The 22,855-nt window shown below is 65.7% G+C and carries 28 protein-coding genes; 20 read left to right on the top strand and 8 right to left on the bottom strand.

The genetic code is table 11. The features are described from left to right. The first annotated feature begins 53 nt into the window (after nucleotides 1-53). The 3 genes from KW832_RS16585 to KW832_RS16575 all read left to right on the top strand — a co-directional run bounded on the left by KW832_RS16585 (nucleotide 54) and on the right by KW832_RS16575 (nucleotide 2,054). Nucleotides 54-662 carry a class I SAM-dependent methyltransferase gene (locus tag KW832_RS16585; RefSeq protein WP_218300884.1) on the top strand — a complete coding sequence of 203 codons (609 nt, stop codon included), beginning with the start codon at nucleotides 54-56 and terminating at the stop codon, nucleotides 660-662. Then, nucleotides 659-1,438 carry a tRNA-uridine aminocarboxypropyltransferase gene (locus KW832_RS16580; protein ID WP_370628735.1) on the top strand — a complete coding sequence of 260 codons (780 nt, stop codon included), beginning with the start codon at nucleotides 659-661 and terminating at the stop codon, nucleotides 1,436-1,438. Before KW832_RS16585 ends, KW832_RS16580 begins: the two co-directional genes overlap by 4 nt. Nucleotides 1,439-1,631: 193 nt before the next feature. Next, on the top strand, nucleotides 1,632-2,054 hold the full coding sequence (locus KW832_RS16575; RefSeq protein WP_218300885.1) for a hypothetical protein: 423 nt from the start codon (nucleotides 1,632-1,634) through the stop codon (nucleotides 2,052-2,054). A 150-nt stretch (nucleotides 2,055-2,204) separates the two neighbouring features. Here KW832_RS16575 and KW832_RS16570 read toward each other — a convergent pair whose 3' ends face one another. Next, nucleotides 2,205-3,053: a hypothetical protein gene (locus tag KW832_RS16570; protein WP_218300886.1), complete on the bottom strand. Its 849-nt coding sequence runs from the start codon at nucleotides 3,051-3,053 to the stop codon at nucleotides 2,205-2,207. 191 nt (nucleotides 3,054-3,244) lie between these two features. Between KW832_RS16570 and KW832_RS16565 the strand changes: the two genes are divergently transcribed. The 4 genes from KW832_RS16565 (at nucleotide 3,245) to KW832_RS16550 (ending at nucleotide 5,844) form a co-directional block, all read left to right on the top strand. After that, nucleotides 3,245-4,123: a PA4780 family RIO1-like protein kinase gene (locus tag KW832_RS16565; protein ID WP_055401116.1), complete on the top strand. Its 879-nt coding sequence runs from the start codon at nucleotides 3,245-3,247 to the stop codon at nucleotides 4,121-4,123. Nucleotides 4,124-4,187: 64 nt separating this feature from the next. Further along, complete coding sequence (locus KW832_RS16560; RefSeq protein ID WP_218300887.1) at nucleotides 4,188-4,670, top strand: GNAT family N-acetyltransferase; 483 nt, start codon at nucleotides 4,188-4,190, stop codon at nucleotides 4,668-4,670. A gap of 162 nt (nucleotides 4,671-4,832) precedes the next feature. Next, the gene (locus KW832_RS16555) at nucleotides 4,833-5,084 is read left to right on the top strand and encodes a hypothetical protein (RefSeq protein WP_055401112.1); all 252 of its coding nucleotides are present in this window, start codon (nucleotides 4,833-4,835) and stop codon (nucleotides 5,082-5,084) included. A 184-nt stretch (nucleotides 5,085-5,268) separates the two neighbouring features. Next, nucleotides 5,269-5,844: a DUF1439 domain-containing protein gene (locus KW832_RS16550; RefSeq protein ID WP_218300888.1), complete on the top strand. Its 576-nt coding sequence runs from the start codon at nucleotides 5,269-5,271 to the stop codon at nucleotides 5,842-5,844. Between the two features lie 191 nt (nucleotides 5,845-6,035). Here the strand turns inward: KW832_RS16550 and KW832_RS16545 are convergent, their stop codons facing one another. Beyond that, nucleotides 6,036-6,959, bottom strand: coding sequence for a LysR family transcriptional regulator (locus KW832_RS16545; RefSeq protein ID WP_218300972.1), 924 nt, complete (start codon nucleotides 6,957-6,959; stop codon nucleotides 6,036-6,038). A 138-nt stretch (nucleotides 6,960-7,097) separates the two neighbouring features. Here KW832_RS16545 and KW832_RS16540 point away from each other — a divergent pair, with 138 nt between their 5' ends. Together KW832_RS16540 and KW832_RS16535 are read left to right on the top strand one after the other, a co-directional pair. Then, nucleotides 7,098-7,898 (top strand): SDR family oxidoreductase, encoded by an 801-nt coding sequence (locus KW832_RS16540; protein ID WP_055401108.1) that lies wholly within the window; start codon nucleotides 7,098-7,100, stop codon nucleotides 7,896-7,898. 108 nt (nucleotides 7,899-8,006) lie between these two features. Next, complete coding sequence (locus KW832_RS16535; RefSeq protein ID WP_370628737.1) at nucleotides 8,007-8,882, top strand: hypothetical protein; 876 nt, start codon at nucleotides 8,007-8,009, stop codon at nucleotides 8,880-8,882. Between the two features lie 38 nt (nucleotides 8,883-8,920). On the opposite strand, the gene KW832_RS16530 is transcribed toward KW832_RS16535, so the two are convergent. Both KW832_RS16530 and KW832_RS16525 read right to left on the bottom strand, forming a co-directional pair. Next, complete coding sequence (locus tag KW832_RS16530; RefSeq protein WP_055401106.1) at nucleotides 8,921-9,433, bottom strand: SRPBCC family protein; 513 nt, start codon at nucleotides 9,431-9,433, stop codon at nucleotides 8,921-8,923. Nucleotides 9,434-9,625: 192 nt separating this feature from the next. Continuing rightward, on the bottom strand, nucleotides 9,626-10,600 hold the full coding sequence (locus tag KW832_RS16525) for a LysR family transcriptional regulator (protein WP_218300889.1): 975 nt from the start codon (nucleotides 10,598-10,600) through the stop codon (nucleotides 9,626-9,628). A 171-nt stretch (nucleotides 10,601-10,771) separates the two neighbouring features. Here KW832_RS16525 and KW832_RS16520 point away from each other — a divergent pair, with 171 nt between their 5' ends. Then, nucleotides 10,772-11,671: an oxidoreductase gene (locus KW832_RS16520; RefSeq protein ID WP_218300890.1), complete on the top strand. Its 900-nt coding sequence runs from the start codon at nucleotides 10,772-10,774 to the stop codon at nucleotides 11,669-11,671. 141 nt (nucleotides 11,672-11,812) lie between these two features. On the opposite strand, the gene KW832_RS16515 is transcribed toward KW832_RS16520, so the two are convergent. From KW832_RS16515 to KW832_RS16505, 3 genes are read right to left on the bottom strand one after another with little or no spacing between them, the layout of a single operon-like run. Beyond that, complete coding sequence (locus tag KW832_RS16515; protein WP_218300891.1) at nucleotides 11,813-12,328, bottom strand: hypothetical protein; 516 nt, start codon at nucleotides 12,326-12,328, stop codon at nucleotides 11,813-11,815. Nucleotides 12,329-12,376: 48 nt separating this feature from the next. Further along, the gene (locus KW832_RS16510; protein WP_218300892.1) at nucleotides 12,377-13,000 is read right to left on the bottom strand and encodes a glutathione S-transferase family protein; all 624 of its coding nucleotides are present in this window, start codon (nucleotides 12,998-13,000) and stop codon (nucleotides 12,377-12,379) included. A gap of 19 nt (nucleotides 13,001-13,019) precedes the next feature. Beyond that, nucleotides 13,020-13,748 (bottom strand): NIPSNAP family protein, encoded by a 729-nt coding sequence (locus KW832_RS16505; protein WP_218300893.1) that lies wholly within the window; start codon nucleotides 13,746-13,748, stop codon nucleotides 13,020-13,022. Nucleotides 13,749-13,917: 169 nt separating this feature from the next. Between KW832_RS16505 and KW832_RS16500 the strand changes: the two genes are divergently transcribed. The 3 genes from KW832_RS16500 (at nucleotide 13,918) to KW832_RS16490 (ending at nucleotide 17,352) form a co-directional block, all read left to right on the top strand. Then, on the top strand, nucleotides 13,918-14,868 hold the full coding sequence (locus KW832_RS16500) for a YafY family protein (RefSeq protein WP_255577796.1): 951 nt from the start codon (nucleotides 13,918-13,920) through the stop codon (nucleotides 14,866-14,868). A gap of 214 nt (nucleotides 14,869-15,082) precedes the next feature. Continuing rightward, entirely contained in the window at nucleotides 15,083-16,540 is a 1,458-nt protein-coding gene (locus KW832_RS16495) for a metal-dependent hydrolase (protein ID WP_218300895.1), read from the top strand. Beyond that, nucleotides 16,540-17,352 (top strand): cupin-like domain-containing protein, encoded by an 813-nt coding sequence (locus KW832_RS16490; RefSeq protein ID WP_218300896.1) that lies wholly within the window; start codon nucleotides 16,540-16,542, stop codon nucleotides 17,350-17,352. The genes KW832_RS16495 and KW832_RS16490 overlap by 1 nt, the downstream gene beginning before the upstream one ends. Here KW832_RS16490 and KW832_RS16485 read toward each other — a convergent pair. Beyond that, nucleotides 17,349-18,032 carry a TetR/AcrR family transcriptional regulator gene (locus tag KW832_RS16485; RefSeq protein ID WP_218300897.1) on the bottom strand — a complete coding sequence of 228 codons (684 nt, stop codon included), beginning with the start codon at nucleotides 18,030-18,032 and terminating at the stop codon, nucleotides 17,349-17,351. The two genes, KW832_RS16490 and KW832_RS16485, sit on opposite strands and share 4 nt — an antisense overlap. A 137-nt stretch (nucleotides 18,033-18,169) precedes the next feature. Here KW832_RS16485 and KW832_RS16480 point away from each other — a divergent pair, with 137 nt between their 5' ends. From KW832_RS16480 to KW832_RS16450, 7 genes are all read left to right on the top strand, one after another. Continuing rightward, a complete protein-coding gene (locus KW832_RS16480; RefSeq protein WP_218300898.1) occupies nucleotides 18,170-18,598 on the top strand; it encodes a VOC family protein in 429 nt (142 codons plus the stop codon). 35 nt (nucleotides 18,599-18,633) lie between these two features. Continuing rightward, the gene (locus KW832_RS16475) at nucleotides 18,634-19,293 is read left to right on the top strand and encodes a glutathione S-transferase family protein (protein ID WP_121508929.1); all 660 of its coding nucleotides are present in this window, start codon (nucleotides 18,634-18,636) and stop codon (nucleotides 19,291-19,293) included. A 57-nt stretch (nucleotides 19,294-19,350) separates the two neighbouring features. Continuing rightward, entirely contained in the window at nucleotides 19,351-19,845 is a 495-nt protein-coding gene (locus tag KW832_RS16470; RefSeq protein ID WP_218300899.1) for a DUF1579 domain-containing protein, read from the top strand. A 90-nt stretch (nucleotides 19,846-19,935) separates the two neighbouring features. After that, a complete protein-coding gene (locus tag KW832_RS16465; protein WP_055397674.1) occupies nucleotides 19,936-20,304 on the top strand; it encodes a DUF1428 domain-containing protein in 369 nt (122 codons plus the stop codon). 450 nt (nucleotides 20,305-20,754) lie between these two features. Next, nucleotides 20,755-21,363 carry a hypothetical protein gene (locus KW832_RS16460; RefSeq protein ID WP_218300900.1) on the top strand — a complete coding sequence of 203 codons (609 nt, stop codon included), beginning with the start codon at nucleotides 20,755-20,757 and terminating at the stop codon, nucleotides 21,361-21,363. 80 nt (nucleotides 21,364-21,443) lie between these two features. Beyond that, nucleotides 21,444-22,169, top strand: a complete 726-nt coding sequence (locus KW832_RS16455) for a GTP pyrophosphokinase family protein (protein WP_218300901.1) — start codon at nucleotides 21,444-21,446, stop codon at nucleotides 22,167-22,169. A gap of 329 nt (nucleotides 22,170-22,498) precedes the next feature. Next, the gene (locus KW832_RS16450; protein ID WP_218300902.1) at nucleotides 22,499-22,846 is read left to right on the top strand and encodes a hypothetical protein; all 348 of its coding nucleotides are present in this window, start codon (nucleotides 22,499-22,501) and stop codon (nucleotides 22,844-22,846) included. The last annotated feature ends 9 nt before the right edge of the window (nucleotides 22,847-22,855 follow it).

The raw sequence follows: 22,855 nt of genomic DNA, 5'->3' as shown, positions 1-22,855 counted from the left end.
TGTGCCGCCCGCCGGGTGGTGCAAATCCCCCCAAAAGACCCAAGGACCCGCCATTGAAATCCGCCAGCGCCACCACTTTTGACGAGGCCTACTACCAGCGCTTTTACTTCGACAAAAAGACCAGCGTGGTGGACCCGGCGCACATGGAGCGCCTGGGCACCTTCGTGTGCAGCTACCTCAAGTACCTGCGCGTGCCGGTGAACCGCGTGCTGGATGTGGGTTGCGGCATCGGGCTGTGGAAGGGCATCGTGGCGCAGCATTTTCCAGAGGCCATGTACCAGGGCGTGGAGTTCAGCCCTTACCTGTGCGAGCGCTTTGGCTGGCAGCAGGGCTCGGTGGTGGACTATGCCGCCGATGCGCCGTATGACCTGGTCATCTGCCAGGGCGTGCTGCCCTACCTGAGCCCGCCGGATTTGAAGGCCGCGCTGCTCAACCTGGGCCGCCTGACAAAAGGCGCGCTGTATGTCGAGGCTGTGTCGCGCGAGGATTTTGAGCGCGACATCATCGACGAAGAGATCACCGACAACCGTGTGTTCCGCCACCGTGCCGAGCTGTACCGGCGCGGCCTGCGCGAAGGCGCCATCGAACTGGGTGGCGGCGTGTGGCTCAGCCGCCGGGCCGAGCTGCCGCTGTTTGCGCTGGAGCAGGCGGGCGGGCAGTGACGGCGACCCCTGTGCCGCCGCCCCAGCCGCAGGCTGTGCCGCACCCGCCCCATGCGGTATCGCGCCTGCGCACCGAGCGCCTGGCCCGCAGCGCCAAGCCCTTCCTGGCCCGGGGCGGCCCCAAGGGCGAGCGCTGCGCGGGCTGCCGCCTGGTGCCCAGCCACTGCATCTGCGCACTGCGCCCCGTGCTGCCCACGCGCGCGGGCATGTGCCTGCTGATGGCCGACATCGAGCCGCTCAAGCCCAGTAACACCGGCTGGCTGATTGCCGATGTGGTGGCCGACACCTACGCGTATGGCTGGGCGCGCACCGAGGTGCACCCCGACCTGCTGGCGCTGCTGGCAGCCCCCCAGTGGCAGCCGTATGTGGTGTTTCCGGGTGAGTTTGTGGAGCCCGGGCGCGTGGTCACCCAGGTGGGCAGCACCGAGCCGACGGGCAAGCGCCCGCTGTTCATCCTGCTCGATGCCACCTGGCCCGAGGCGCGCAAGATGTTCCGCAAGAGCCCGTACCTGGACCGCCTGCCCGTGCTGAGCCTGCAGCCCGAGCAGCTCTCACGCTACCACCTGCGCCGCTCCACGCGCACGGACCATTTCTGCACCTCCGAGGTGGGCGCGCTGTGCCTGGAGCTGGCGGGCGAGCTGCAGGCCGCACAGGCGCTGGAGGCGTACCTGGACGTGTTCACCCACCACTACCTGCAGGCCAAGCACCAGCTGCCGCCGGACGTGAACGGGGCGGCGCACGCACGGCTCCGGCTTCTGGCGCAGGGCCGCACCTGAGAGGGCCTTCGGCCTGTCGGGCCGCGTGCGTGCATGACCTGTTGCCCAAAAAGCATGCGCTGTTACCGCGTTGTTACAAGCGCTGCACCTGGCCCCCCGCAAAATTCCGCGCTGGCGCCACCACCTCTGGCGCGGCCCGTCTGTCCGGGAGGGGCAGGGGCCTGCACACCCAAAGCCAACCCGTTGGAGAACCATGAAAAACAAGACCCCCCTGTTGCTCGTCGCAACCCTCAGCCTGGCTGTCGCATCGCTGGCCCATGCCGGCAAGGCCGAGCGCGACTTTTTTGTTGCCGAGGTGGCCCCCGCGCTGAAAACCGCCGCCAGCACCCTCAAGCAATCGTGCGGCTGCGATGTGAAGATGGATGTGAAACAGGACAGCTTTCAGACCGTGGACCACCTGCGCCAGGTGCGCTACGCGGCCGGCACCATCGTGGACAACGCCCCGCGCTACTGCAACGATGCCCCTTCCAAGGCCGCGGTGTGCCAACTCAAGACCCTGGAATTTGCCCGCACCGGCACCACCGCTTTCAAGTTTGCCGCAGGCAAGGGTGCGATCACTCTCGATGAAAGCTCGTACCCCAGCTGGGACATGCTGGCCGCCGAGCTGGACAAATAAGCGCAGACTCCTAGATCCAAGCAGCGCCCCGACACCACTGTGCGTGGTGCGGGGCGTTGGTGTTTGTGGGCGCCGTGAGGTGCCTGAATCAGGGTGCGGCAGTTGCGAACGAATCGCCGTTCTACGTGCCGGATAGCGTGCAACACCCCGCTAGCGTGGGGTGGCACCCGCAGCCACGCGGCTTTGTACCGCCTTGGTGACGCCATCTGGTTCCAGATACGGGCTGCAGGTCTGGTACAGCGCAAACTTCTTTTCTGCCGACGTACCAACCAGTTCGGCCGACACCTCGGGCGCCGATTTCTTGAGCGCGTCGATGTGGAAGTCGCCCTCGCCCGGGTGCAGCTCCACCGCTGCTTCCAGCATGGCCGCCGCAGCGGCGCGCATGCCTTCTTGCCGGGCTTTTGCCACGCTCAGCGACAGGCCGTTGAACACATTGCCGCAGCGGATCAGGTCGATGGCGACCGCCTTGCGTGCATCGGCCTGCGCAGGTGTCGCCATGCCGTGCGTGCCATCCAGGTAGGCCCACACGTCCAGGGGCGGGGTGCCGGGCGCACACGCCCCCTGGTAGGTGCCGAAAAAGGCCTTCTTCATCGTCTGCCGACCCGCCGAGGTCTGCATGCCACTGTCGATGACAAGCTGTTCGCCATCGGCGTGCACGGTGAACTGGTACAGGTGCGCGGCGCTGGCGCCTGCGGCCTGGGCAGGGGCGACGCAGCGGGCCTTCCAGGTCTCATGGCCGGGCATGGGTTGGTCAGACTCGCTGACCGTGCAGTCCATGCCGCGCTGCTGCATGGCGTTCTTCCAGGCGCGGGCCGTCAGGCTGGCCATGTGCTGCGCTGTCACGCACACCACGGCGGTGCTGCCCAAGGAGTCCGCATAGGCACCCTGGCGGAACCCGGCAGCCGCCGCAGGCTGCGAAACCGCAACGCCCCCGATCAGAAGCCCCGCCAACACAGCAGCGCGCGGGGCGGTGGCGGGGAGCGCAATGGTGAAGGGCATGGGGGTGTCTCCGGGCGGCAGCGCCTGGTACGGCGCAAGAAAAAGAGAAGGCGGTGGAACGGCGGCGTGCCTGGGGGCGGCCCGTCATCACACTGAAAAGCCGTCGGATTGTCGTTCAAGGCCCTGGGCACGCCGTGCTCTTGTGGCCTTGCAACGACAATGGACCATTCCCCCTCTACCGCACTGACCCGATGAAAGCTCCCCCCCGCCTGCAGTCCCTCATTGAGGAAGGCCTGATCGACACCGTGGTCCGGCAGCTCATGAGCGGCAAGGAGGCCATGGTCTATGTGGTGCGCTGTGGTGATGAAACGCGCTGCGCCAAGATCTACAAAGAGGCCAACAACCGCAGCTTTCGGCAGGCGGTGGACTACACCGAAAACCGCAAGGTCAAGAACTCACGCTCGGCCCGCGCCATGGCCAAGGGCAGCAAGTTTGGCCGGCAAGAGCAAGAGGCCGCATGGCAAAGTGCCGAGGTCGATGCGCTCTACCGCCTGGCCGCTGCCGGCGTGCGCGTGCCGCAGCCCTACAACTTTCATGACGGCGTGCTGCTCATGGAGCTGGTGACCGACGCCCACGGTGACGCCGCCCCGCGCCTGAACGATGTGAGCTTTACGCCCGAAGACGCGCGCACCCACCACGCCACGCTGGTGGCCGAGGTGGTGCGCATGCTGTGTGCGGGCGTGGTGCATGGTGACTTGTCGGAGTTCAACATCCTGCTGGCCCACCTGCCGGGCGCAGAAGGTGGAGAAGCCGGCCACGATGGCCCCGTCATCATCGACCTGCCCCAGGCCGTGGACGCTGCGGGCAACAACCACGCCCAGCGCATGCTGCTGCGCGACGTGGCCAACCTGCGCGACTTCTTCGGCCAGTTTGCCCCCGAGCTGCGCGCCACCCAATACGGCCCCGAGATCTGGAGCCTGTACCAGAGCGGCCTGCTGAGCAACGAGACGCCGCTCACCGGCATCTATGCGCCCACGCATGCCGATGTGGACATGCAGGCCGTGCTGCGCGAGATTGACGACGCACGCGATGAAGATGCAGCGCGCAGGCTGCGCATGGCGGCGGGCTGAGATTTCTTCACCGCGCTGCGCTGTGGCACCATCGCGCCCCTTTTTTCTCTGCAGTTCGCTCGCCATGCCTTCCTTCCACATCCGCAACTTCTGCCCTGGCGACGAACCCGCGTTGCGCGCCGTTTTTCATGCCTCGGTGCATGGCCTGGCTTGCAAGGACTACACCGGCGAACAGCTGGCCGCCTGGGCGCCGTTGGAGCACGACGCCGCGCAATGGGCCGAGCGCATGCGGGCCAACCAGCCCTTCATCGCGCAAGCAATAGACGGCGGGGCGATAGCTGGGTTTGCCGATCTGCAGGCCAGCGGCACCATCGACATGTTTTTTGTGGCCCCGGCGTTTGCAGGCCAGGGCGTGGCCCGGGCGCTGATGGCACACCTCCATGCGCAGGCGGCGCAGCGCGGCATCACCCACTTGAACGCCCACGTGAGCCTGACCGCCGAGCCATTTTTTGCCGCGCAGGGCTTCGCGGTGGAATCGCGCCAGCAGGTGGAGCGCGCGGGCGTGGTGCTGCACAACGCGCGCATGGCCAAGGCGCTGAAGGAGTGACTCCTAATTTGATAGCTGGTTGCGCTTGCCCATCAAGCGCTAGATGCCAATTTGGCATGTGATTCAGCCATCACGCTGTGTCTTTGCACCCGCAGGTGCCTTACAGTAGCCGCCCCGCAGCAGACAAACCCACCCACACCGGCCCACGACGGCTGACACCCCATGACCAAAGACCTGGCCCGACAGAACGAACTCAAACCCATGGCGCTGTGCGAGCCCTGCCAGGGCATCCAGCGCAACTGGCGCAAGGCGCCGGGCCACGCCGAGCTGGTGCAGCGCGGCAACCGCAAGGAAGACCGCGAGACGGGCTCCGTCACCATCACCCGCTATGTGTGCGACCGCTGCGGCACGGCGTGGGAGTATGAGAACGACAAGGGCAACCAGAAGGCAGGCTGGTCGGTGGTGGGGCGATAAGCAATCGCATCTCCATGGAGAGAGGTCAGCGCTTGTTGGATAAGCGCCAGCGGTCATTTTGGGTTCCAACCCATGGCTGCGAACGGCTTGCAGGGCTGTGCGAACGGATACACAGCCATGGCCCACAAATGGGGCACCTTTTCATCTCGTGCGTGTCACACAGGCCTATCAAGGAGATAGCCTCATGCTGCACCGCAGACGATTTCTGAGAACCACCGGCAGCGGCCTGGCCCTGGGCGCCGCCGCTTTGCTGCTGGCAGGGCGTGCCGCGTGGGCCCAGCCCAGCTACACCGTGCCGCTCGCGCAGCTGCAGGAGATGGTGGCCACGAAGTTCCCGCGCAGTGTGCCGGTGCAAGGCCTGTTCGATCTCACCCTGCAACCCCCGCGCCTGCGCCTGCTGCCTGAGGTCAATCGCCTGGGCGCCGTCATGGCGGTGGACGCGGCGGGCGCTGCGCTGCGGCGCAGCCACGCGGGCACGTTCGATGTGGAGTTTGCGTTGCGCTATGAAGCCAGTGACCGCACGCTGCGCGCCCACCAGATCAGGCTGGGGCGGCTGGATTTCCCCACGCTCAAACCGGCCGTCACCGAACTGATCAATGCCTATGCCCCCGTGCTGGCCGAACAATCCCTGCGCGAAGTCACCTTGCACCAGCTGCGCCCGCAGGACACCGCCATTTTCGACGGCCTGGGATTGCAGCCGGGGCCCATCACCGTGACGGCCAAGGGGCTCACCGTGGCGTTTGTGGGCAAGCAGCCATGACGCCCGCTGGGCACGGCCGCCTTCCATCGCCGCAGCGCCGGGGTTAACTCCCTTTCCCCTCGCGGGAGCGGGTGGGGGAGACGGGGCTTCGGGGGCGCCGCGCTTGTTCTCCCTCTCCCCGCCCTCTCCCACCAGGGCTGGGCCGAGAGTGGCGCAGGTTGCGCAGGTCAGTCTCGCGCAGGGGCTTGCGCTCAATCGCCCCGCACCCGCTGCGCAAACCCGCGCAGCGCGAACTGCTCCACCACAAAATCCACAAACACCCGCGTGCGCGCTGGCAGCAGCTTTTTGCTGGGGTAGTACAGCGATGTCGGCCCTGCATCCGCCCACCAGCCCGGCAGCACCCGCACCAGGTCGCCGCGCGCCAGCCAGGGCTGCGCAAACGGCATGGGCAGCACGGCCAGGCCCAGGCCCATCAGCGCGGCCTGGCACATGGCCTCGGGGTCGTCGAACACGATGCGGGGGCGGAACACCGCCGCTGCAGCGTCGCCCGCCTTGTTGCGCAGCGTGGTCACCGGCACGCGCCCCGTGCGGATGGCGCGGCGCGCAATGCCGTCCCACTGCGCCAGGTCTGCCGGGTGGCGCGGCGCCTTGCGGCCCTGCAGCAGCGCGGGGGCGGCCACCACCACCAGGTGGATCGGCCCCAGCGTGCGCGCCACCATGTCGGGGTTCAGGTTCAGGCCGCCGCCAATGCCGGCGTCAAAGCCCTCGCCGATCAGATCCACCTGGCGGTTCTCAAAGCGCCAGTCGGGCTGGATGGCCGGGTAGCGCTGCAAAAACTCGGTGAGCAGCGGCACGATGTAGGCACGGCCAAACGCCAGGCCCATGCTCACCTTGAGCGTGCCCGCAGGCTGCTGCTCGGCCTCGGCCGCGTGGTCCACCGCATCGGCCAGCGCGGTCAGCGGCGGGCTGATCTGCGCCAGCAGGCGCTGCCCGCCTTCGGTGAGCGTGAGGCGCCGCGTGCTGCGCTGGAACAGCCGCACGCCCAGGCCTGCTTCCAGACGCGCCACGTTCTTGCTCACGGCGGCAGGCGTCAGGCCCATGAGCCGCGCGGCGGCCGAGAAGCTGCCGCACTCGGCGGATTTGACGAACGATTCGAGGTGGCTCAGGGGTTGCATGGTTTGCATTTTCAACTGCAGGTTGAAATAGATCCAGCCCATTCCTGGCTACCCGCAAAGCAATGTTTTTCTGAAACTGCAGGTGTTCCTGGTTCCGTGAAGAACCTTTCAACCACTTGATTTTTGAGGAAAAACACCATGTCTTCTGTGCCCGATACATCCGCCCCCACCACGCTGCCTGCCAGCGCGTCACGCCTGTTGGCGGGCAAGGTGGCCTTTGTCACCGGCGGCGCGCGTGGCATCGGCGCCGCCATCGTCCAGCGCCTGGCGCGCGACGGAGCGGCCGTGGCCTTCACCTACAGCAGCTCCGAGGCCCCCGCGCAGACGCTGGTGGCGGTTATTGAAGCTGCCGGAGGCAAGGCCCTGGCGCTGCGTGCCGACAGTGCAGACGCCGCCGCCCTCACGCAAGCCATCGACACGGCCGCGCGCACGCTGGGCCGCCTCGACATCCTCGTCAACAACGCCGGCGTGGCGGTGGCGGGCGAGATCGACAGCTTTGCCCTCGCCGATTTCGACCACACGCTCAACGTGAACGTGCGCGCGGTGTTTGTGGCCACGCAGGCTGCCGTGCGCCACATGGGCCAGGGCGGTGCCTATGGCCGCGTCATCACCATCGGCAGCACCAACTCCGACCGTGTGCCATGGGCAGGCTTCAGCGTCTATGGCATGAGCAAGGCCGCCATCGTGGGCCTCACCAAGGGGCTGGCGCGCGACCTGGGGCCGCGTGGCATCACGGTGAACAACGTGCAACCCGGCCCGGTCAACACCGACATGAACCCCGCCGATGGCCCGTTGGCCAGCAACATGCACGGCATGATGGCGCTCGGCCGCCATGCCCACCCCGACGAGATCGCGGGCATGGTGGCCTATCTGGCGGGGCCGGAGTCGGGGATGGTGACCGGGGCCAGCCTGCTCATCGATGGCGGGTTTGCTGCCTGAGCCAAGGTAGCTCGGGGCTCTTTGGGCTTTGTGCTGGTGGGTGGCGTTGCGCGCGCGGGTTGCGCCCAGGGCGATATAGTGGCCCACCCTTCCACCTGGGACCCTTTTGTGAACCTCACCCTCCGCACTTTGCGCAATGCCTGCGCCCCTGCAGCAGCGTTGGCCGCGCTGACGGTCAGCGTCTCCCTGCACGCCGCCACGCCCGCCGAGTCGGGCTATGTGGGCGAATACCGGGGGCGTTCCGTGGACACCATCACGCAACTGGCGCTGCTGGACGACAACACCTTTTGTTTTGCGGTGACGGGCGGGGTGCTGGACATGCTGATGGCGGGCCGCTGGAAGGCGGAAGGCAGCGGAGTCCGGCTACAGCAGGTGCGGCAGGACCAGACCTTGTTCCCGGCCTACGCCCGCAAGGTGGCAGCGCTGGGCGCCATGGTGGAGTTCGACTTCCACGGCCCCACGCTGTCCAGTGCCCGCGCGCCGGTGTTTGCGGTGTCGGCGGATGACAAGGCCCCGGCCACGCTGCGCCCGCTGTTTGGCCCGGACCACAGCAGCTGGTCTGAAAACTACCCGCTGCCCCCACTGCCTGCAGAGGCCGTGCGCTACTTCTACTTGGGCGACGTGGTGGAGGAAGCCCCGGGCAAGCCAGCGGTCGTGAAGGTGGTGCAGTACCGGCTGGACGGTGCCAATTCAGTGCGTGTGGGGTTTGATCCGCTGCAGGCCTTGCCGCTGATGAGCCAGCGGGCCGAGCTGAAAGGAGACATGCTGTTTCTGTCGGGCAGCCGCCTGGGCAAACGCCGGGCGCTGGACCCTGAAGTGGTGCAAACGGTGCGCACGGGTTGCATAGCCCCCGCTCTGAATCCTGGCGCCCCGCGCCCTGCGCCGAAGCAAGGCGAGACCCCGCCCCTGGAGCCCCTGAGAACGTTTACCGTCAGCCCGTCGGCCATTCAGGGCACTCCATTCTTCGAAGCCAAAAGCAACTGAGCCGTGGTGGGTAGTCGTCGGGTCGGATGAGGGCCGCCTCAGGCTGAAATCGCTGGGCCTCCGGGCGCACGCAGTGGGGTCTCTATCTGCATCTTGGCCAGCCGCAGCGCCTTGCGCATGTAGCCGCGCCACAGCACGTTGGCCAGCAGCCAGAGCACCGGCGCGGCCCATTTGGAGCGGGGATGAAACGCGTGGCGCCAGCGCACCGTGGTCTGCGTGCCACCCGCCTGCGGGTCAAACCACCAGGCCCCATTGGCCCCGGTGGCCAACCAGCGCAGTGCCCCGGTGAAGCCGCTGACGGTGTAGCTGAAGTACTGCGCCGGGTGGTAGTGCTTGAGCCTTTCTTCGGCCACGCTGCCGTCGGACAGCGCCACGGTGCGCGTCTGCCCCGGCGTGTCCCAGGCGCCCGTCTGGTCGCGCGTTCCGATCACTGCGGGCAAAGGCCCGTAGCCGGTGAACAGGGCGCGCGGGTCAATGGGCGCGATGTGCTGGAACGCCAGTGCCGGGGAGGCCTTGATGTGTGTCTGGACCGTGGCAGAGAAGGTGGTCATGGGTGAATCCGGTGCGTTGCTTCCGCCCTCTCGGGCAGTCAAGTCACTGTAGGGCGTGCGACCACACCGATAAATACCCTTCTCCGCAACGGACTGTTTGCCAAATGACCCGCAATCGCCTCTTTCACGGGCGAAAACGCTGTGCGCCGACGCGGCGGGCGCACACGGCAGCCATCGGCGGCCTGCGCCCGTTCAGGTGGCCGATGCTTTGCGCCGCCGGGGCTTTGGAGCTGGGCCCCGCAGCTCCTGCACGCTCAGTCCGAACGCCCGGTTGTCGGCCAGCATCTCCACTGCCAGATCGATGAAGGCGCGCGCGCGGGCCGGCTGCGCTGCCCGGCTGCCGTAGTACACATACAGGCCCAAATGCTGGGGCACGAATTCGGTCAGCACGGGCACCAGTTGCCCGCTGCGCACCAGTGGCGCCGCCGTCACGCCGACAAGCTGGCCGATGGCGTGGCCCCCCAGCACCGCGCGCGCTTCCAGCTCGATGTCGTTGACGCAGAACGCTGGCGGTATGGCATGGGCCACGATGTCATCGCCCACCTGAAACTCCCACGGCATGGGCTTGCCGGTGGTGGGGTGGCGAAACCCGCTGCAGCGGTGCTGCGCCAGGTCTTCGATGCGGGTGGGGGTGCCATGGCGGGCCAGGTAGTCCGGCGTGGCGCACACCACCAGCTGTAGCGCCATCAGGCGCCGCGCAATCACGCCGCCCTCGGGCGGGTAGCCCGAGCGGAAACCCACGTCCACCCGGTCCTCCACCCAGTTGCCGATGCGGTCGTCCAGCTGCACATCGGGCTCCACGAGCGGGTAGCGGCGGCAGAACACGTCGAGCACGGGCCAGACCACCTCCAGCATGATGGAGCGTGGTGCCACGATGCGCAGCGGCCCCGCAATCTCCTCGCGCCCGCGCCGCGCGCCGTGTACCGCCCGCTGCAGGGTCGCGAGGCCCGGCAGCGCGGCCTCCAGAAACTGGCGCCCCTCCTCGGTCAGGCTCAGGCTGCGCGTGGTGCGGTGGAACAGCCGCACGCCCAGGTGCGATTCGAGCTGCCCCAGCGCCAGGCTGGCAGCCTGCGGGGTGATGCCCTGGGCCGAGGCCGCCTGCCGCAGGCTGCCCAGTTCGGCGGCTTTGGCAAACGTGGCAATGGCACGCAGTTCATTGATGGCCATGGTGTCCGTTCCTAGGTATTGACAAGTTTTACTTGTGAATGAAGTCAGCAATTATGGGCTAGTGCGATGGCAATGGTCTGCCTACAGTTCACCTCCATGGCCGCGCCTTTGCATCTCAGCGTGCTGCGTTTGCCAGAACCCCGCTTTCAATCCCTTTCAAGGACTTCCGCCATGACGGCTTCGACTGCTCTCCCTTCCTCCTTCCCCCGCGTCTGGATGATTACCGGCGCCTCGCGCGGCATTGGCGCCCGCATTGCCGAGGCGGCGCTCGCCCAGGGCGACGCCGTGGTCGCCACGGCCCGCGATGCCGCGTCGATTGAAAGGCGCCTGGGCCCCAGCGACGCACTGTTGCCGGTGGCGCTCGACGTGACCGACGAAGCCCAGGCCCGCCACGCAGTGGGCGCCGCGCTGGAGCGCTTTGGCCGCATCGACGTGCTGGTCAACAACGCGGGCTACGGCCTGCTGGGCGCTGTCGAGGAATCCACCGCCGACGAAGTGCTGCGACTGTTCGACACCAACGTGTTCGGCCTGCTGCATGTGACCCGGGCCGTGCTGCCCGCCATGCGCGCGCGCCGAGCAGGGCATGTGATCAACATCTCGTCGCTGGGTGGCGTGCGCTCCAGTGCCGGTTTTGGCGTGTACTGCGCCACCAAGTTCGCGGTGGAAGGCCTGACCGAGGCGCTGCATGCCGAGCTGGCACCGCTGGGCATCCATGCCACGGCGGTGCAGCCCGGGTACTTCCGCACCGAGTTCCTTGATGGTGCCTCGCTGGCCGTGGCGCCACGTGTGCTGGACGACTACGCCGCCAGCGCGGGCGCCGTGCGCGAGGCTGCGCGCCGCATCAACCTGAACCAGCCTGGCGACCCCGTGCGCCTGGCCCAGGCCGTGATGAAGCTGGTGGCCAGCCGCACACCGCCGCTGCGCCTGCCACTGGGCACCGACACGCTGCAGACCATTGCCGATACGCATGCCTTCGTGGCGCAAGAGACCGCGCAGTGGCGGGCCGTAGCGGCGTCCACGGATTTTCCGGTGCACGAGCGTGAGGAGGTCCAGGCGCTGCCTGCTGGATAGAAGCTCCTGATTTGATAGCTGTTAGTGCTTATGGGATAAGCGCTGGAGGCTATTTTTGATCTCAATCAGTGGCGATGGTGTGGTTGGATGGAATGGCGGATGCCGTGCCAGCCGCCCACCCCTGCAACGGTGTGCAGGGCCTCACACCGGCCGCGCAAACTCCATCACCCAGTTGACTTCCCAGGTGGCCCCACCGTCGTCCGAAAAAGCCTGCTGCCAGCGCGGTGCGCCGGTGTGCATCTGCGACCACTCGAAGCGCACATGCACGGGGCGGCCCTCGAAGTTCTCCTGGCCTTCGAAGATGCCCATGCCATCGCGAAACCCGCCCACCACGGGCGGATGCAGCAGCCCGGTGGCCGCGTCCACGCCGCCGGTGGTGTTGTCCAGCCAGTAGATGCTCCAGCGCTGTGCCTCAGGGCTGAACACGCGCAGCGCCATGCCCACAAAGCCGGGCTTCCAGGTGGCGGGGATGAAGTCGTCGTAGTTGCCGATGCCGCCGGGCAGCGGCCGCGCGCTGCCGGTGGCGTCGAACACCTCCCAGTCGTTGCAGCCCTGAAGCCGGTGCACCAGGCGCGTGTTGCGGATGTGCCAGGAGCCCATGAGGAAGTCGAAGTCGCGGGCGGCGTGGTGGCCGGTGGTTGGGGTGTTGTCTTGCATGGTGTTCGGTGATGGGGTTGCGTGAGGGGAGACGGATCAGAACGACGATCAGGGCGACGCCATGGCCTCGTTGGGATGAACCCAGCCGGGCAGCGCGCGCAGGGAGTCCAGCCAGCGCGACACATGGGGGAAGTCCTCTTCGGCCAGGCCCGCCTCGGGCAGCCAGAAGAGATAGGCCGAGCAGGCGAGGTCTGCGATGCTGGGGCCGGAAGGCACCAGGAACTCCGAGCTTGCGAGTGTTTCGTTCAGCGTGGCCAAGTCTGTGACGGCGCGTTCACGCAGGTACGCCAGAACCTCGGCAGGCTGGGGCGCCCAGCGCAGCGCAAAGCGCAGGTTGGGCACGCTGAAGCCAATGCGGTTCGTCTCCCAGAAAAGCCATTCCAGGATGGCGCTCCCTTCCGCCGCAGCGCCACAGAACGCGCGGGTGCGCTGCGCCAGATGGAGCAGGATGGCATTGCATTGGCAATAGGCGGTGCCGCCATCGACGAGGACCGGCACTTCACCGAAGTGGCTGGCTGCCACAAAGTCCGCGGGGCGCTCGACCCGGGGCGTATCGAGCGCAATCGGCTGGTAGCGGTGCGGGGTGGCAGTCAGTAAAAGCAGCGACCGAACCTTGTACGAGTGGCCGGAACCTGCGGCGCCGTACAGCAGCAGGGAGGCGGGTGTGGACATGGGCTCTTCTCCTTTGCGATCAGGCATGCAACGCCGAGCGCGCTGTGGGCTGCAGCCGGTGCGTCTCGGGCGCCCGGGCCAGCCAGGGGGCAAGGCCCGGGGCTACGTCCTGCGCCCAGGCGCCGCTGTTGGCAAAGGACTGCAGCGCCGCTGCATCGCCAAACAGCGCCAGCCCCAGCAGCACATGCTCGCCCGCGCGCACCGGCAGGCGGGGAAAGGTGTTGGGGCTGGCTTCGGTGCTGTACCACGCCACCTGGCGCGCGCCGCCGCGCTGCAGCGTGGGGGCCATGCGGTGGCGGCAATAGTCCAGCAAGGCCGGGGTGGCGGGCTCGTGCAGATAGAACACGGTGGCGTCCAGCACACCCGCCGCAGTGCCTGTGGCGCCCGGCGCGGGCCGGGCGTGTTGCGGCAACGTGGACGCCGCCCCGGGCCACGCGGGGCGTAGCAGCAGCACGTTGTCAGAGTCGATCATGGTGGCGTTGGCGGCAGCGCGGTGCGCCGCCCACACGGGGCCGCCGTAGAAGGCTTCGAGCGCGCGGCGGCGTACGTCCATGTCGGCAAAGCCGCGCAGCCAGACAAACAGGTCGGGCTGATCGAGGTCGCGGAACTGGCCCAGCACGCGCATGCCATGGGCCTCCTGTGTTTCAACGAACTCGCGGTCGAAGAGGTCGATCAGTGCGTCGCGCTGCCCTGGGTGCAGGGTGTATTGGCGCAGTTCGACGATGGGGTGGTGGTCGGCGGTGGGCATGCGGGCTCCGGGTTTGCGGGGGTAAGACAAGGTCAGGATCGGAGTCTGCGCCGCAATACCTGCCAACCCATGGCAGGTATTTGCGCTATCTTTTGTCTTTGCCCGATTACCCCCAGTTACCCCGCACAACCGCCTGCCCATGCGCGCCAGCCGCCTGCTTTCCCTTCAAATGCTGCTCGAAACCCAGGGCCGCATGAGTGCGCAGGCGCTGGCCGAGGCGCTGGAGGTCTCCGTGCGCACGCTGTACCGCGATGTGGACCAGCTCAGTGCGGCCGGTGTGCCCATCTATGCCGAGCGTGGGCGCAACGGTGGCTTTGCGCTGCTGCCAGGCTGGAAGACCACGCTCACCGGGCTCACGCCTTCCGAGGCGCAGGCCGTGTTCTTGAGCGGCCTGCCCGGCCCCGCGCAGGACCTGGGGCTGGGCGGCGATGTGGAGGGCGCGCGGCTGAAGCTTTTGTCGTCGCTGCCCGCTTCGTGGCGCGAAGACGCCCAGCGCGTGAGCACCCGCCTGCACCTGGACCCGGTGGACTGGTACCGCGAGAGCGACCCCACGCCCCACCTGCCCACCGTGGCCGCTGCGGTGTGGAGCGGTCACCAGATCGCGATGCGCTACGAGAGCTGGGCTGACACGGTGGAGCGCACGGTGAGCCCGCTGGGGCTGGTGCTCAAGGCGGGTGTCTGGTACCTGGTGGCAGGGCCTGCGGGTACGACAGAAGGCGGACCGCGCACCTACCGCGTGTCGAACATCCGGGCTGCCACGGCGCTGGCCACACCCGTGCGCCGCCCGGCGCGGTTTGACCTGGCCAGCTATTGGGCGCAGTCGATCCAGCGTTTTGAAGCAGGGATCTACACCGGCGAGGCGGCGTTGCTGGCCACACCGGCCGGGCTCAAGGGCCTGCGCGCGCTCAGCAGCGCCGTGGCCCGCGCGGTGGCTGCGGCCCCGCCGCCCCGCCGCAAGGACGGGCGCGTGGCCGTCACCATTCCCATGGAGTCGGTGGAACACGCCTGCGGCCAACTCATGCGGCTGTCTCCGCAGGTGGAGGTGCTGCGGCCTGTGGCGTTGCGCCGCGCGCTCATGGAGCGGGTGGTGGCCACGGCGCGCCTGTATGGAATGCCGTGATCTGGGTTGCAGGGAATTGCTATTAAATTTGCAGCTGTTTGCGCAATGTAGAGAAGCGCTAGGGCCTAAAAATCTTCTAAAACTGAGCAGGCACTTCACCGCAGACCGTGCCCTGCCACTGCAGCCGCCCCGCCGGTTGGGTGGTGTTGGTGGTGTCACATGCGCGACACGTACCCCCACTACCTTCGACAGGCTTTAACAATGGCCTGCGGTGATGCAAACAGTGATGGTGGTGTCGGGGGCGTCCGAGCGGTTCTGGAACCAGACCCCCTTTCGTTCGTATTTGTTCAATGCGTTTTCGCTGCTGCTGCCCTCGGGGGAGCAGTTTGTGATCCGGGCGATGGAAGACGCTGCCACGCGCCTGCCCGAAGGGGCACCTTTGCAGGAAGAGGTGGCCCAGTTCGTGCGCGAGGAGCGCGCCCACCAGCGCGCGCACCGCTTGTACAACACGCAGTTGGCGGCCCAGGGCTACAACGCCGTGGCCCTGGAGGCGCGCATCGAGCGCGCCGTGCAGGGCCTGGAGCAGGCCCTGGCCTGGAAGGAGCGCCTGGCCCTGGCGGCGGCGCTGGAATACCTGACGGCGCTGATCTCGCGTCAGGCACTGCGCGGCGAGGGCTGGCTGGTTCACAACGCGTGCCGCCAGTCCAGCCTGTGGCGCTGGCACTGCGAAGAAGAGGTGGCGCACCATGGCGTGGCGCTGCGCCTTCTCAATGAGGTGGGCCAGGTGGGCTATGGGCGCCGATTGGGGCTGTATGTGCTGGCGTCCCTGATATTGCTGGGCGATGTGGCGCGCCACACCTGGGACTTCTTTCAGACCGATCGCGCGCAGTGCCGGTTGACCTGGGGTGGTGGTGTCCGGTCTGCGGCGGAGTTTGTGCTGCGGCAGGGCATGGGCCTGGCCCGCATGGCGGTGGGGTGGCTGGGCTACGGGCTGCCGCTGCACCGCCTGGTGCCTGCGCCGCACGCGGGCCGAAACGCAGAGAAGACCCGCATCGAAGTGCGCCCGCTGAAGGCCCGCGACATTCCCCGCCTGCTGGTGCTGGAGCACCGGAAGTGGAGCGACGACCAGGCCGCCAGCGCGCAGGCCATGGCGCAACGCATCGCGGCCCACCCGCAGCTGTGCATGGGGGCGTTCTGCCCGCGCACGGGCGAGGCGCTGGCCTCGCTGTTCCTCAAGCCCATTTCAGCGGCACAGTTGCAAGGCGCCCGCACCTGGGCCGATTGCGCGGAGGTTGGAAGCCAGGACGGGGCACAGCCCAGCCGTGACCTGTTTGGCATCAGTCTGAGCAGCGTCAGCCCGCAAGGGGTGGAGGCGATCTTTGCGTTCTTCTGGCCGCGTGCGCTGAAGGCTGGCTGGCGCCAGATTTACCTGGGCTCGCCCGTGCCGGGCTTGGCCCGCTGGCGCAGGAGCGAGACCCATGCCCCGGTGGAGTCGTACGTCTACGCCACCCGCCGGGGCATGCCGCAAGACCCGCAGCTGCGCTACTACTGGCAAAAGGGCTTCAAGACCATCGTGGCCTGCAAGCCAGACTACTTTCCGCATGCCGCGTCGCTGGACTACGGGGTGGTGGTGCGGGGGCGCATCCCGTTGTCGTCCCTGGCGCCGCTGTGGCGCCATGTGCCGCTGCCCTGGTTGCGGGGGATGCAACGCTGCATGGCCAGGGTGCTGTGATGGCAGACCATGAAAGCGCGTGGGAGCCGTTGGGCGCGCAGGTAGCTTCCGTGGCAGAGGCCGTCGGCCGCCGCGAGCCCTGTGTGTTGCGCCAGCGCGCGGCCCATTGGCCTGCAGTGGCGCAGTGGACCTGGGAGCGCCTGGGGGCGCTGGCCCCCGACCTGCCCGTGCGGCTGGTGCAGGGCAACCGCGAGCTGGGCGCCACCGTGTTCCAGCCTTCCACTCTGGGCGCTTATCTCCAGTCCCTGCAAGGCCCCGCCACCGCCGGTGAGGCGCCGCTGTACCTCAAGGAGTTCAACCTTCTGGGTGCCTTTCCCACGCTGCGCGCCGATGTGCGTCCGCAGGAGCTGTTTCCGCCGGGGGCACTGCACGATGCCCAGACCTGGATCGGCCCCGCAGAGGCCAGAACGGGCTTGCACCACGACTACCTCGACAACCTTGCCGTGCAACTGGTGGGGCGCAAGCGCTTTTATCTGCTGCGCCCCGGGGCGGTGGAGCGGCTGGGTGCCGTTGCCGCCAAGCATGACCGCTGGGCGGCCCTGGCGTCACTGAATGCTGATGCCGTGGTGGACCGAGGTGTTGTTGCAGGCGACGCCTGGGTGGCGGACCTGGAGCCCGGGGACGTGCTCTATGTGCCCGCGCGCTGGTGGCATGAAGTGGTGAACCACACACCCAGCGTGTTGCTGAGCGGGTTTTTTGGCACCCGCGCGACGGTGTACGCGCAGTGGGCGTGGCGCCAGGCTGTGCAGGGCGCACATCTTGCAGGCCTGTGGCGGCGTGGGCACTGCACCTGCCATCCGGCGCGGGTCTAAATCCCCCGCTCCACCATGTCCAGCAGCCGCTGCCCCAGCCCGTCCAGCAGGGGCTGCGGCGTGCCGCGCAGTGGCCCGTCGATGCTGAGCAGCGCCATACCGTGCACGGTGGACCATGCCAGGTACTCCGCGCCGGGGCGGCGCTCGGGTGGCAGGGCGCCAGCGGTGACCAGGTCATCCAGCGCGGCGCTCAGGTGCTGAAAAGGATTGAGGCCCGTGGCGCCGCCCATGGCCGGGTCGGGATGGGTCTGCACGGTGAAGCGGCCTCCGAACGCGGTGCGGAACAGGCCCGTTTCGGCATGCGCAAACCGCATGTAGCCTGCGCCCACGGCGCGCACCTTGGCGTGGGCCTGTTCGGTGCGGGTGCCGGTGGAGGGTACCTGGGCCAGTTCGGCCTCCATGAAGTGCGCGGCAGCGGCCACGGCGGCGGCGCGCACGGCGGCCAGCAAATCGTCGCGGTTGGCAAAGTGGCGATAGGCCGCGTTGGGCGCCACCCCCGCGCGGCGTGTGGCCTCGCGCAGTACCACAGCGTCGGGGCCACCCTGTCGGGCCAGCTCGACACCGGCGTCCAGCAGCGCGCGCCGCAGGTCGCCATGGCGGTAGGTGGCGCGCGGGGCGGGGCCTGCGGTGGCAGTCTTGGCAGTGCTGGCGGCAGGGGCGTTGCGATTGGTTACGGGCATGGCGGACTTGGATGTGGACACTGTCCATTATCTTTGCTATTGTTTGTGGACGGTGTTCACAATGAGGTGAACACTTTCTTTTTTATGACCCTCCCAGGCCTTCATGCGATGAACGGCCTGGTTTGCAAGGAGACCCCATGAAAGTCGAGTCCTACCTGATGTTTGAAGGCCGTTGCGAGGAAGCGCTGGACTTCTACCGCAGCCCCCTGGGCGCCAAGGTCGGCACCCTCATGCGCTACAAGGACAACCCCGAGCCCGCTGCAGGACAGGGTTGCGCCGACGGCAGCGGCCCAGGCCCCACGCCCGAGATGGTCATGCACGCCGAATTCACCGTGGGCGAGACGACGCTGATGGCATCGGACGGCATGGGGTCGGGCAAGGCCAGCTTCCAGGGCATCTCGCTGGCGCTGAGCCCCGCGAGCGAAGCGGAGGCCCAGCGCCTGTTCAATGCGCTGGCCGACGGTGGCCAGGTGCAGATGCCGCTGGCCAAGACCTTCTTCTCGCAGGCCTTCGGCATGGTGGCCGACCGCTTTGGCGTGCCGTGGATGGTGGTGGCGCCCGAATGAGCGAAGCGCACCAGAGCTCCAACACAGGTACGGCCATGCTTGCCCTCTATGGACACCCTTTCTCGTCGTACACCCAGAAGGTGCTGACCGCGCTGTATGAAAACGGGACTCCCTTTGAATTGCGCAATCTCGACCCCGCTGCGCCGGGCAACCATGCGCCCGAATGGCTGCGCCGCTGGCCGTTGGCAAAGTTTCCGCTTCTGGTGGATGGCGATCACACGGTGGTGGAGAGCAGCATCGTGATCGAGCACCTGCAGATGGCCCACCCGGGGCCTGTGCAGCTGATACCGGCCGACCCTGCAGCGGCGTTGCAGGTGCGGTTCATGGACCGGTTCTTTGACCTGCACGTGATGGCGCCCGTCCAGCACGCGGTGAACGCTGCGTTGACTGGCGACCCCGCCAAGCGCGTTGACGGCGTGGCCTGGGCCGCTGACAAGCTGGAGAAGGCCTATGCATGGCTGGAAGGCGAATGGGCCCGCCGCACCTGGGCTGCGGGCGACGGCTTCACGATGGCCGACTGCGCAGCGGCGCCCGCGCTGTTCTATGCCGATTGGACGCACCCCATTGCCGCCAGCTACCCCCTGCTGCGCGCCTACCGCGCGCGACTGCTGGCGCGACCCTCATTTGCGCAAGCCGTGGAGGGCGGCCGCCCCTACCGCCACTACTTTCCGCTCGGGGCGCCAGACCGTGATTGACGGGATCGACCCCCAAGCTGACTGAATTGCCAAACCCCAACCACCAAGGAGACCGAAATGATGAATGCCGAACCCCACGCCATGCACCGCTGGCTGCAGCAGCTGATTGGCGACTGGACCAGCGACGCCAACTGCGACGCTCCACCCGGCGAGTCCGGCGCCCCCGCTCAAGAGCAATCCACCGGCTCCGAGCATGTGCGCGCCCTGGGCGACCTGTGGGTGCTGTGCGAAGGCACGGGCACCATGCCCGGCGGGGGCGAAGCCCACATGCTGATGACGCTGGGCTACGACCCCGAGAAGAGCGTGTTTCGCGGCACCTGGGTGGGCTCGATGATGACCCACATGTTCGTGTACGAAGGCACGCTCGATGCCGGCCAGAAGGTGCTGACGCTGGAGACCGAAGGCCCCAGCTTCAAGGACGACGGCAAGACCGCCCGCTACCGCGACGTGATCACGCTGGTGAGCGCAAACGAACGCACCTTGACATCGTTCGGGCTGCAGCCGGATGGCAGCTGGTCGCAGATGATGCAGGCAACGTACCGGCGCAAGTGATGGGGGCGGGCTCCGGTCCGCGTTCGCCGAACGAATACCTGGCGCCCACAGGCGGGCGCATTCCTTGGTCAACCTCACAGGAGTCAAGCTATGTCCTACATCGATGGTTTCGTGATCGCGGTTCCCACCGCCAACAAGCAGAAGTTCATTGAGCACGCGCGCCATTTCGACGCGATGTTCATCGAGCTGGGCGCGATCCGTGTGATCGAAGGTTGGGGCGACGACGTCCCCGACGGCAAAGTCACCGATTTCCGCCGCGCGGTCCAGGCCACGGCCGAGGAGACGGTGGCCTTTTCGTGGGTCGAATGGCCCGACAAAGCCACGCGCGACGCGGGCATGAAGAAGATGATGGAAGACCCGCGCATGGACCCGTCCCAACCCGGCAACCCTCCCATGCCCTTTGATGGCAAACGCATGATCTTCGGCGGCTTCGAGCAGGTGGTGGAGGTGAAGGCTTGAACAGCTGTTGACGTCGCGCAGACCGCGCCCGCTTCGCGGAGCAGCGCCCTCCCACCGCACGCCTTCTCGGTGCAGTGCGCAAGCTGGCAACGGAATGCCTCGTTGCAAGCTGCGCAATGCGAATTGGTTTCGCTGCTCACGTGGTCAGCTTTGGGCTGCAAAGAGCCCTAAGCAGCCGGTGGACGAAACGACCCCAAAGCTGCCGTTGACTGCTGGCTTGCCGTCCAAACCGCGCTGTCTCAGTGCCTGGTGCCTGTCTACTGGCAAGCTATAGTTTGCCGAATTGATGTTTGCCGGGTTTGGCGGAAATTTTATACCTGTGCTTTTAGACAGCGCACTGACCGCAAGCCTAATCTGCAAGCGACTTCCCGGAGGAGTCCGTGTCCAGAATATCCCGCAAGGTCCACGTTATTTCGCAAGGTTTGCGGGATACATCACGTTAGGCATCAGATGGCAACGACCGAGAAAGATTGGCCCAGTTGGCTAGAAAGAGCCCTGCAAGGGCTTACCTACTGGACAGGCCATCGCAGGTGCTTGTATCGCAACTACCCGTTGGCTGAAGCGGCCTTCGTTGCCGAGTTATGTAACCTCATTCACGCAAATCTTCCAGACAAGTACAGCCTGCACTGCGAAGAGCAATACAGTGAATTCCTTCATCAAGACGCTCGTCCGTCGCTACTTACCGAAAGGTCACGAGCTGACTTGGTTGTTTACGAAACAGTTAAGACGCGACGTGGAGAAAGAGAGCTTCACGCAAAATTCATCATCGAGGTCAAGCGCGCCATGGCACCGAAAGCACAGATCGACGCAGACTTAAAGCGATTGATGGCTGTCCGAGCAGCGTGTCCCGAAGTCAAAACTTACCTTGTCGTTGTCGCAGAGGCGCATCGTCCAACTCGATTCGTTTCCGATGCTGGCGCCTCAATCACCAAGCGACAACGACTTGAAGACTTCGAAGGCTATTTCAAGGTACGTAGAACGCTCAAGGCAGCACATGCATACACCAGAATTGAGCGGGCGCAATACGCCTGTCTTGTCGAGGCCTTCGCTGACGCCTAACCCGTCATTGCAGCGGACTGCCTTCGGCAGCCGCTGAACTCCAACGTTATGCCTAAATAATTTCGCACATGGAGGGTTAAATGAAAAGCTCAAAAACACTTACCATCGACGAACTTAAAGAAAGAGCTATTAGATTTTTTGACAGGTACGGAAAAGATTTAGAACAAATTAGACAGCTGCTGAATATTAGGCTTAATCAATTAGCGCTTGCCTACACAATTGACAACAATCTTCCACCTGAAGCTGTAATAATTTCCACGCGAGTAAAGACACTAAAAAGCTTTTTGAAAAAACTGGAGAAAAAAGACTGGCCACAGTTCTACTACCCTACAGAGGTGGTTCAGGATCTAGTTGGCGCAAGAGTTACGTGTTGGTTTATCGATGATTGCGAAGGAATGCGTCAGCTTATATCGTCGTCAAATCATCTAAAAGTTAAAGGAAATGTAGAGGATTACATAAAAAACCCCAAACCATCCGGCTATCGCTCCATTCATCTTTCAGCCAACGTTGGTTACGACAGCGTACAACGTAGTGATGAGAAGGTCGTTATCACTGACGAGGAAATGGTGTGTGAAATTCAAATTCGAACAAAGCTTCAAGATGCTTGGGGAGATGTGACCCACGAATTTCACTATAAAGCCAAGAATGCCGGTGTCGACAATAAAGTGTACGAAAAGATTCTTTCTGAAATTGCGAGCAGATTGGCAAATGAAGATCAATCATTACTCACTCTTCGCGATGCATATCAATCCCTTGCGGATGAAAAGCTTCAGAACAAAACCCGTGAAGGCTTCCGCGATGAATAACGGAGGCATAACCATGCGCTCAAGCGGGACTGCGCAAAAGCGCGCAGCCCCTTAGCTCCACGTTGGGCATCGTGATCACTGAGTACGCGACCAGCAGGGCCGTTCACAGCACGCTGAGGCGACTGTTGGCCCCTTGGTTTTTAGCAAATGGCTGGAAGAAGCGTCCGGGTTCATCCTGCGCGTTCGTACGTGAGGCCTCATCAGGGCACTGGTGCCTTTGGGTCCTGGTAAGCCAATGGGGCAGCAGCCTTGGTGGGAACTCATTCACGCTCAATCTGGTTCCGCAGGCAGTGGCAGATTCGGCCTTATGTGGAGGTCCGGACGCACGAGTGCTTGTCACCCTCAGCGAAGAGGACAAAGCACTTGGCTTTGAGATCGCCCAACAGATTGCTGCCAGAGTTCCAATCCCGCCGCCGTCCCACCAGGTTTATGAGTGGGCGCAACTCCCGGGGAAGGAGGGAGAGCAGTGGCAACACACAATCGCTAACCTTCAGAAAGCGAACCCAGAAGCCTGGCAGCCAAACATCGATATTTGGCTCAACTACTACGCCGTTGCTGACATCGAACAGTGGGCAGGGTTTCTTCTCGCACGGCTTCCATACCTGCTGCTTCAGAGCAATGATGCCCAACAAGTGCTTCAAGCCGACCATCCCGCCTTCGGCGGACCGGCGGCTTAAGCTTGGAGT

It is taken from the genome of Acidovorax sp. sif0632 (assembly GCF_019218805.1).
In the GTDB taxonomy this organism is placed as follows: domain Bacteria; phylum Pseudomonadota; class Gammaproteobacteria; order Burkholderiales; family Burkholderiaceae_C; genus Acidovorax; species Acidovorax facilis.
Note: the sequence above shows the minus strand (reverse complement) of the source record. Positions and strands in the feature narration are given on the sequence as shown.

Excerpts from the sequence above, each read along its gene's own strand:
- KW832_RS16490 (WP_218300896.1), top strand. The coding sequence starts at position 16,540 with ATGGCAGACCATGAAAGCGCGTGGGAGCCGTTGGGCGCGCAGGTAGCT.
- KW832_RS16560 (WP_218300887.1), top strand. The coding sequence starts at position 4,188 with ATGCCTTCCTTCCACATCCGCAACTTCTGCCCTGGCGACGAACCCGCG.
- KW832_RS16455 (WP_218300901.1), top strand. The coding sequence starts at position 21,444 with ATGAAAAGCTCAAAAACACTTACCATCGACGAACTTAAAGAAAGAGCT.
- KW832_RS16550 (WP_218300888.1), top strand. The coding sequence starts at position 5,269 with ATGCTGCACCGCAGACGATTTCTGAGAACCACCGGCAGCGGCCTGGCC.
- KW832_RS16565 (WP_055401116.1), top strand. The coding sequence starts at position 3,245 with ATGAAAGCTCCCCCCCGCCTGCAGTCCCTCATTGAGGAAGGCCTGATC.
- KW832_RS16480 (WP_218300898.1), top strand. The coding sequence starts at position 18,170 with ATGAAAGTCGAGTCCTACCTGATGTTTGAAGGCCGTTGCGAGGAAGCG.
- KW832_RS16520 (WP_218300890.1), top strand. The coding sequence starts at position 10,772 with ATGACGGCTTCGACTGCTCTCCCTTCCTCCTTCCCCCGCGTCTGGATG.
- KW832_RS16495 (WP_218300895.1), top strand. The coding sequence starts at position 15,083 with ATGCAAACAGTGATGGTGGTGTCGGGGGCGTCCGAGCGGTTCTGGAAC.
- KW832_RS16470 (WP_218300899.1), top strand. The coding sequence starts at position 19,351 with ATGATGAATGCCGAACCCCACGCCATGCACCGCTGGCTGCAGCAGCTG.
- KW832_RS16485 (WP_218300897.1), bottom strand. The coding sequence starts at position 18,032 with ATGCCCGTAACCAATCGCAACGCCCCTGCCGCCAGCACTGCCAAGACT.
- KW832_RS16530 (WP_055401106.1), bottom strand. The coding sequence starts at position 9,433 with ATGACCACCTTCTCTGCCACGGTCCAGACACACATCAAGGCCTCCCCG.
- KW832_RS16525 (WP_218300889.1), bottom strand. The coding sequence starts at position 10,600 with ATGGCCATCAATGAACTGCGTGCCATTGCCACGTTTGCCAAAGCCGCC.
- KW832_RS16465 (WP_055397674.1), top strand. The coding sequence starts at position 19,936 with ATGTCCTACATCGATGGTTTCGTGATCGCGGTTCCCACCGCCAACAAG.
- KW832_RS16515 (WP_218300891.1), bottom strand. The coding sequence starts at position 12,328 with ATGCAAGACAACACCCCAACCACCGGCCACCACGCCGCCCGCGACTTC.
- KW832_RS16460 (WP_218300900.1), top strand. The coding sequence starts at position 20,755 with ATGGCAACGACCGAGAAAGATTGGCCCAGTTGGCTAGAAAGAGCCCTG.
- KW832_RS16555 (WP_055401112.1), top strand. The coding sequence starts at position 4,833 with ATGACCAAAGACCTGGCCCGACAGAACGAACTCAAACCCATGGCGCTG.
- KW832_RS16500 (WP_255577796.1), top strand. The coding sequence starts at position 13,918 with ATGCTGCTCGAAACCCAGGGCCGCATGAGTGCGCAGGCGCTGGCCGAG.
- KW832_RS16570 (WP_218300886.1), bottom strand. The coding sequence starts at position 3,053 with ATGCCCTTCACCATTGCGCTCCCCGCCACCGCCCCGCGCGCTGCTGTG.
- KW832_RS16575 (WP_218300885.1), top strand. The coding sequence starts at position 1,632 with ATGAAAAACAAGACCCCCCTGTTGCTCGTCGCAACCCTCAGCCTGGCT.
- KW832_RS16510 (WP_218300892.1), bottom strand. The coding sequence starts at position 13,000 with ATGTCCACACCCGCCTCCCTGCTGCTGTACGGCGCCGCAGGTTCCGGC.
- KW832_RS16545 (WP_218300972.1), bottom strand. The coding sequence starts at position 6,959 with ATGCAACCCCTGAGCCACCTCGAATCGTTCGTCAAATCCGCCGAGTGC.
- KW832_RS16540 (WP_055401108.1), top strand. The coding sequence starts at position 7,098 with ATGTCTTCTGTGCCCGATACATCCGCCCCCACCACGCTGCCTGCCAGC.
- KW832_RS16505 (WP_218300893.1), bottom strand. The coding sequence starts at position 13,748 with ATGCCCACCGCCGACCACCACCCCATCGTCGAACTGCGCCAATACACC.
- KW832_RS16475 (WP_121508929.1), top strand. The coding sequence starts at position 18,634 with ATGCTTGCCCTCTATGGACACCCTTTCTCGTCGTACACCCAGAAGGTG.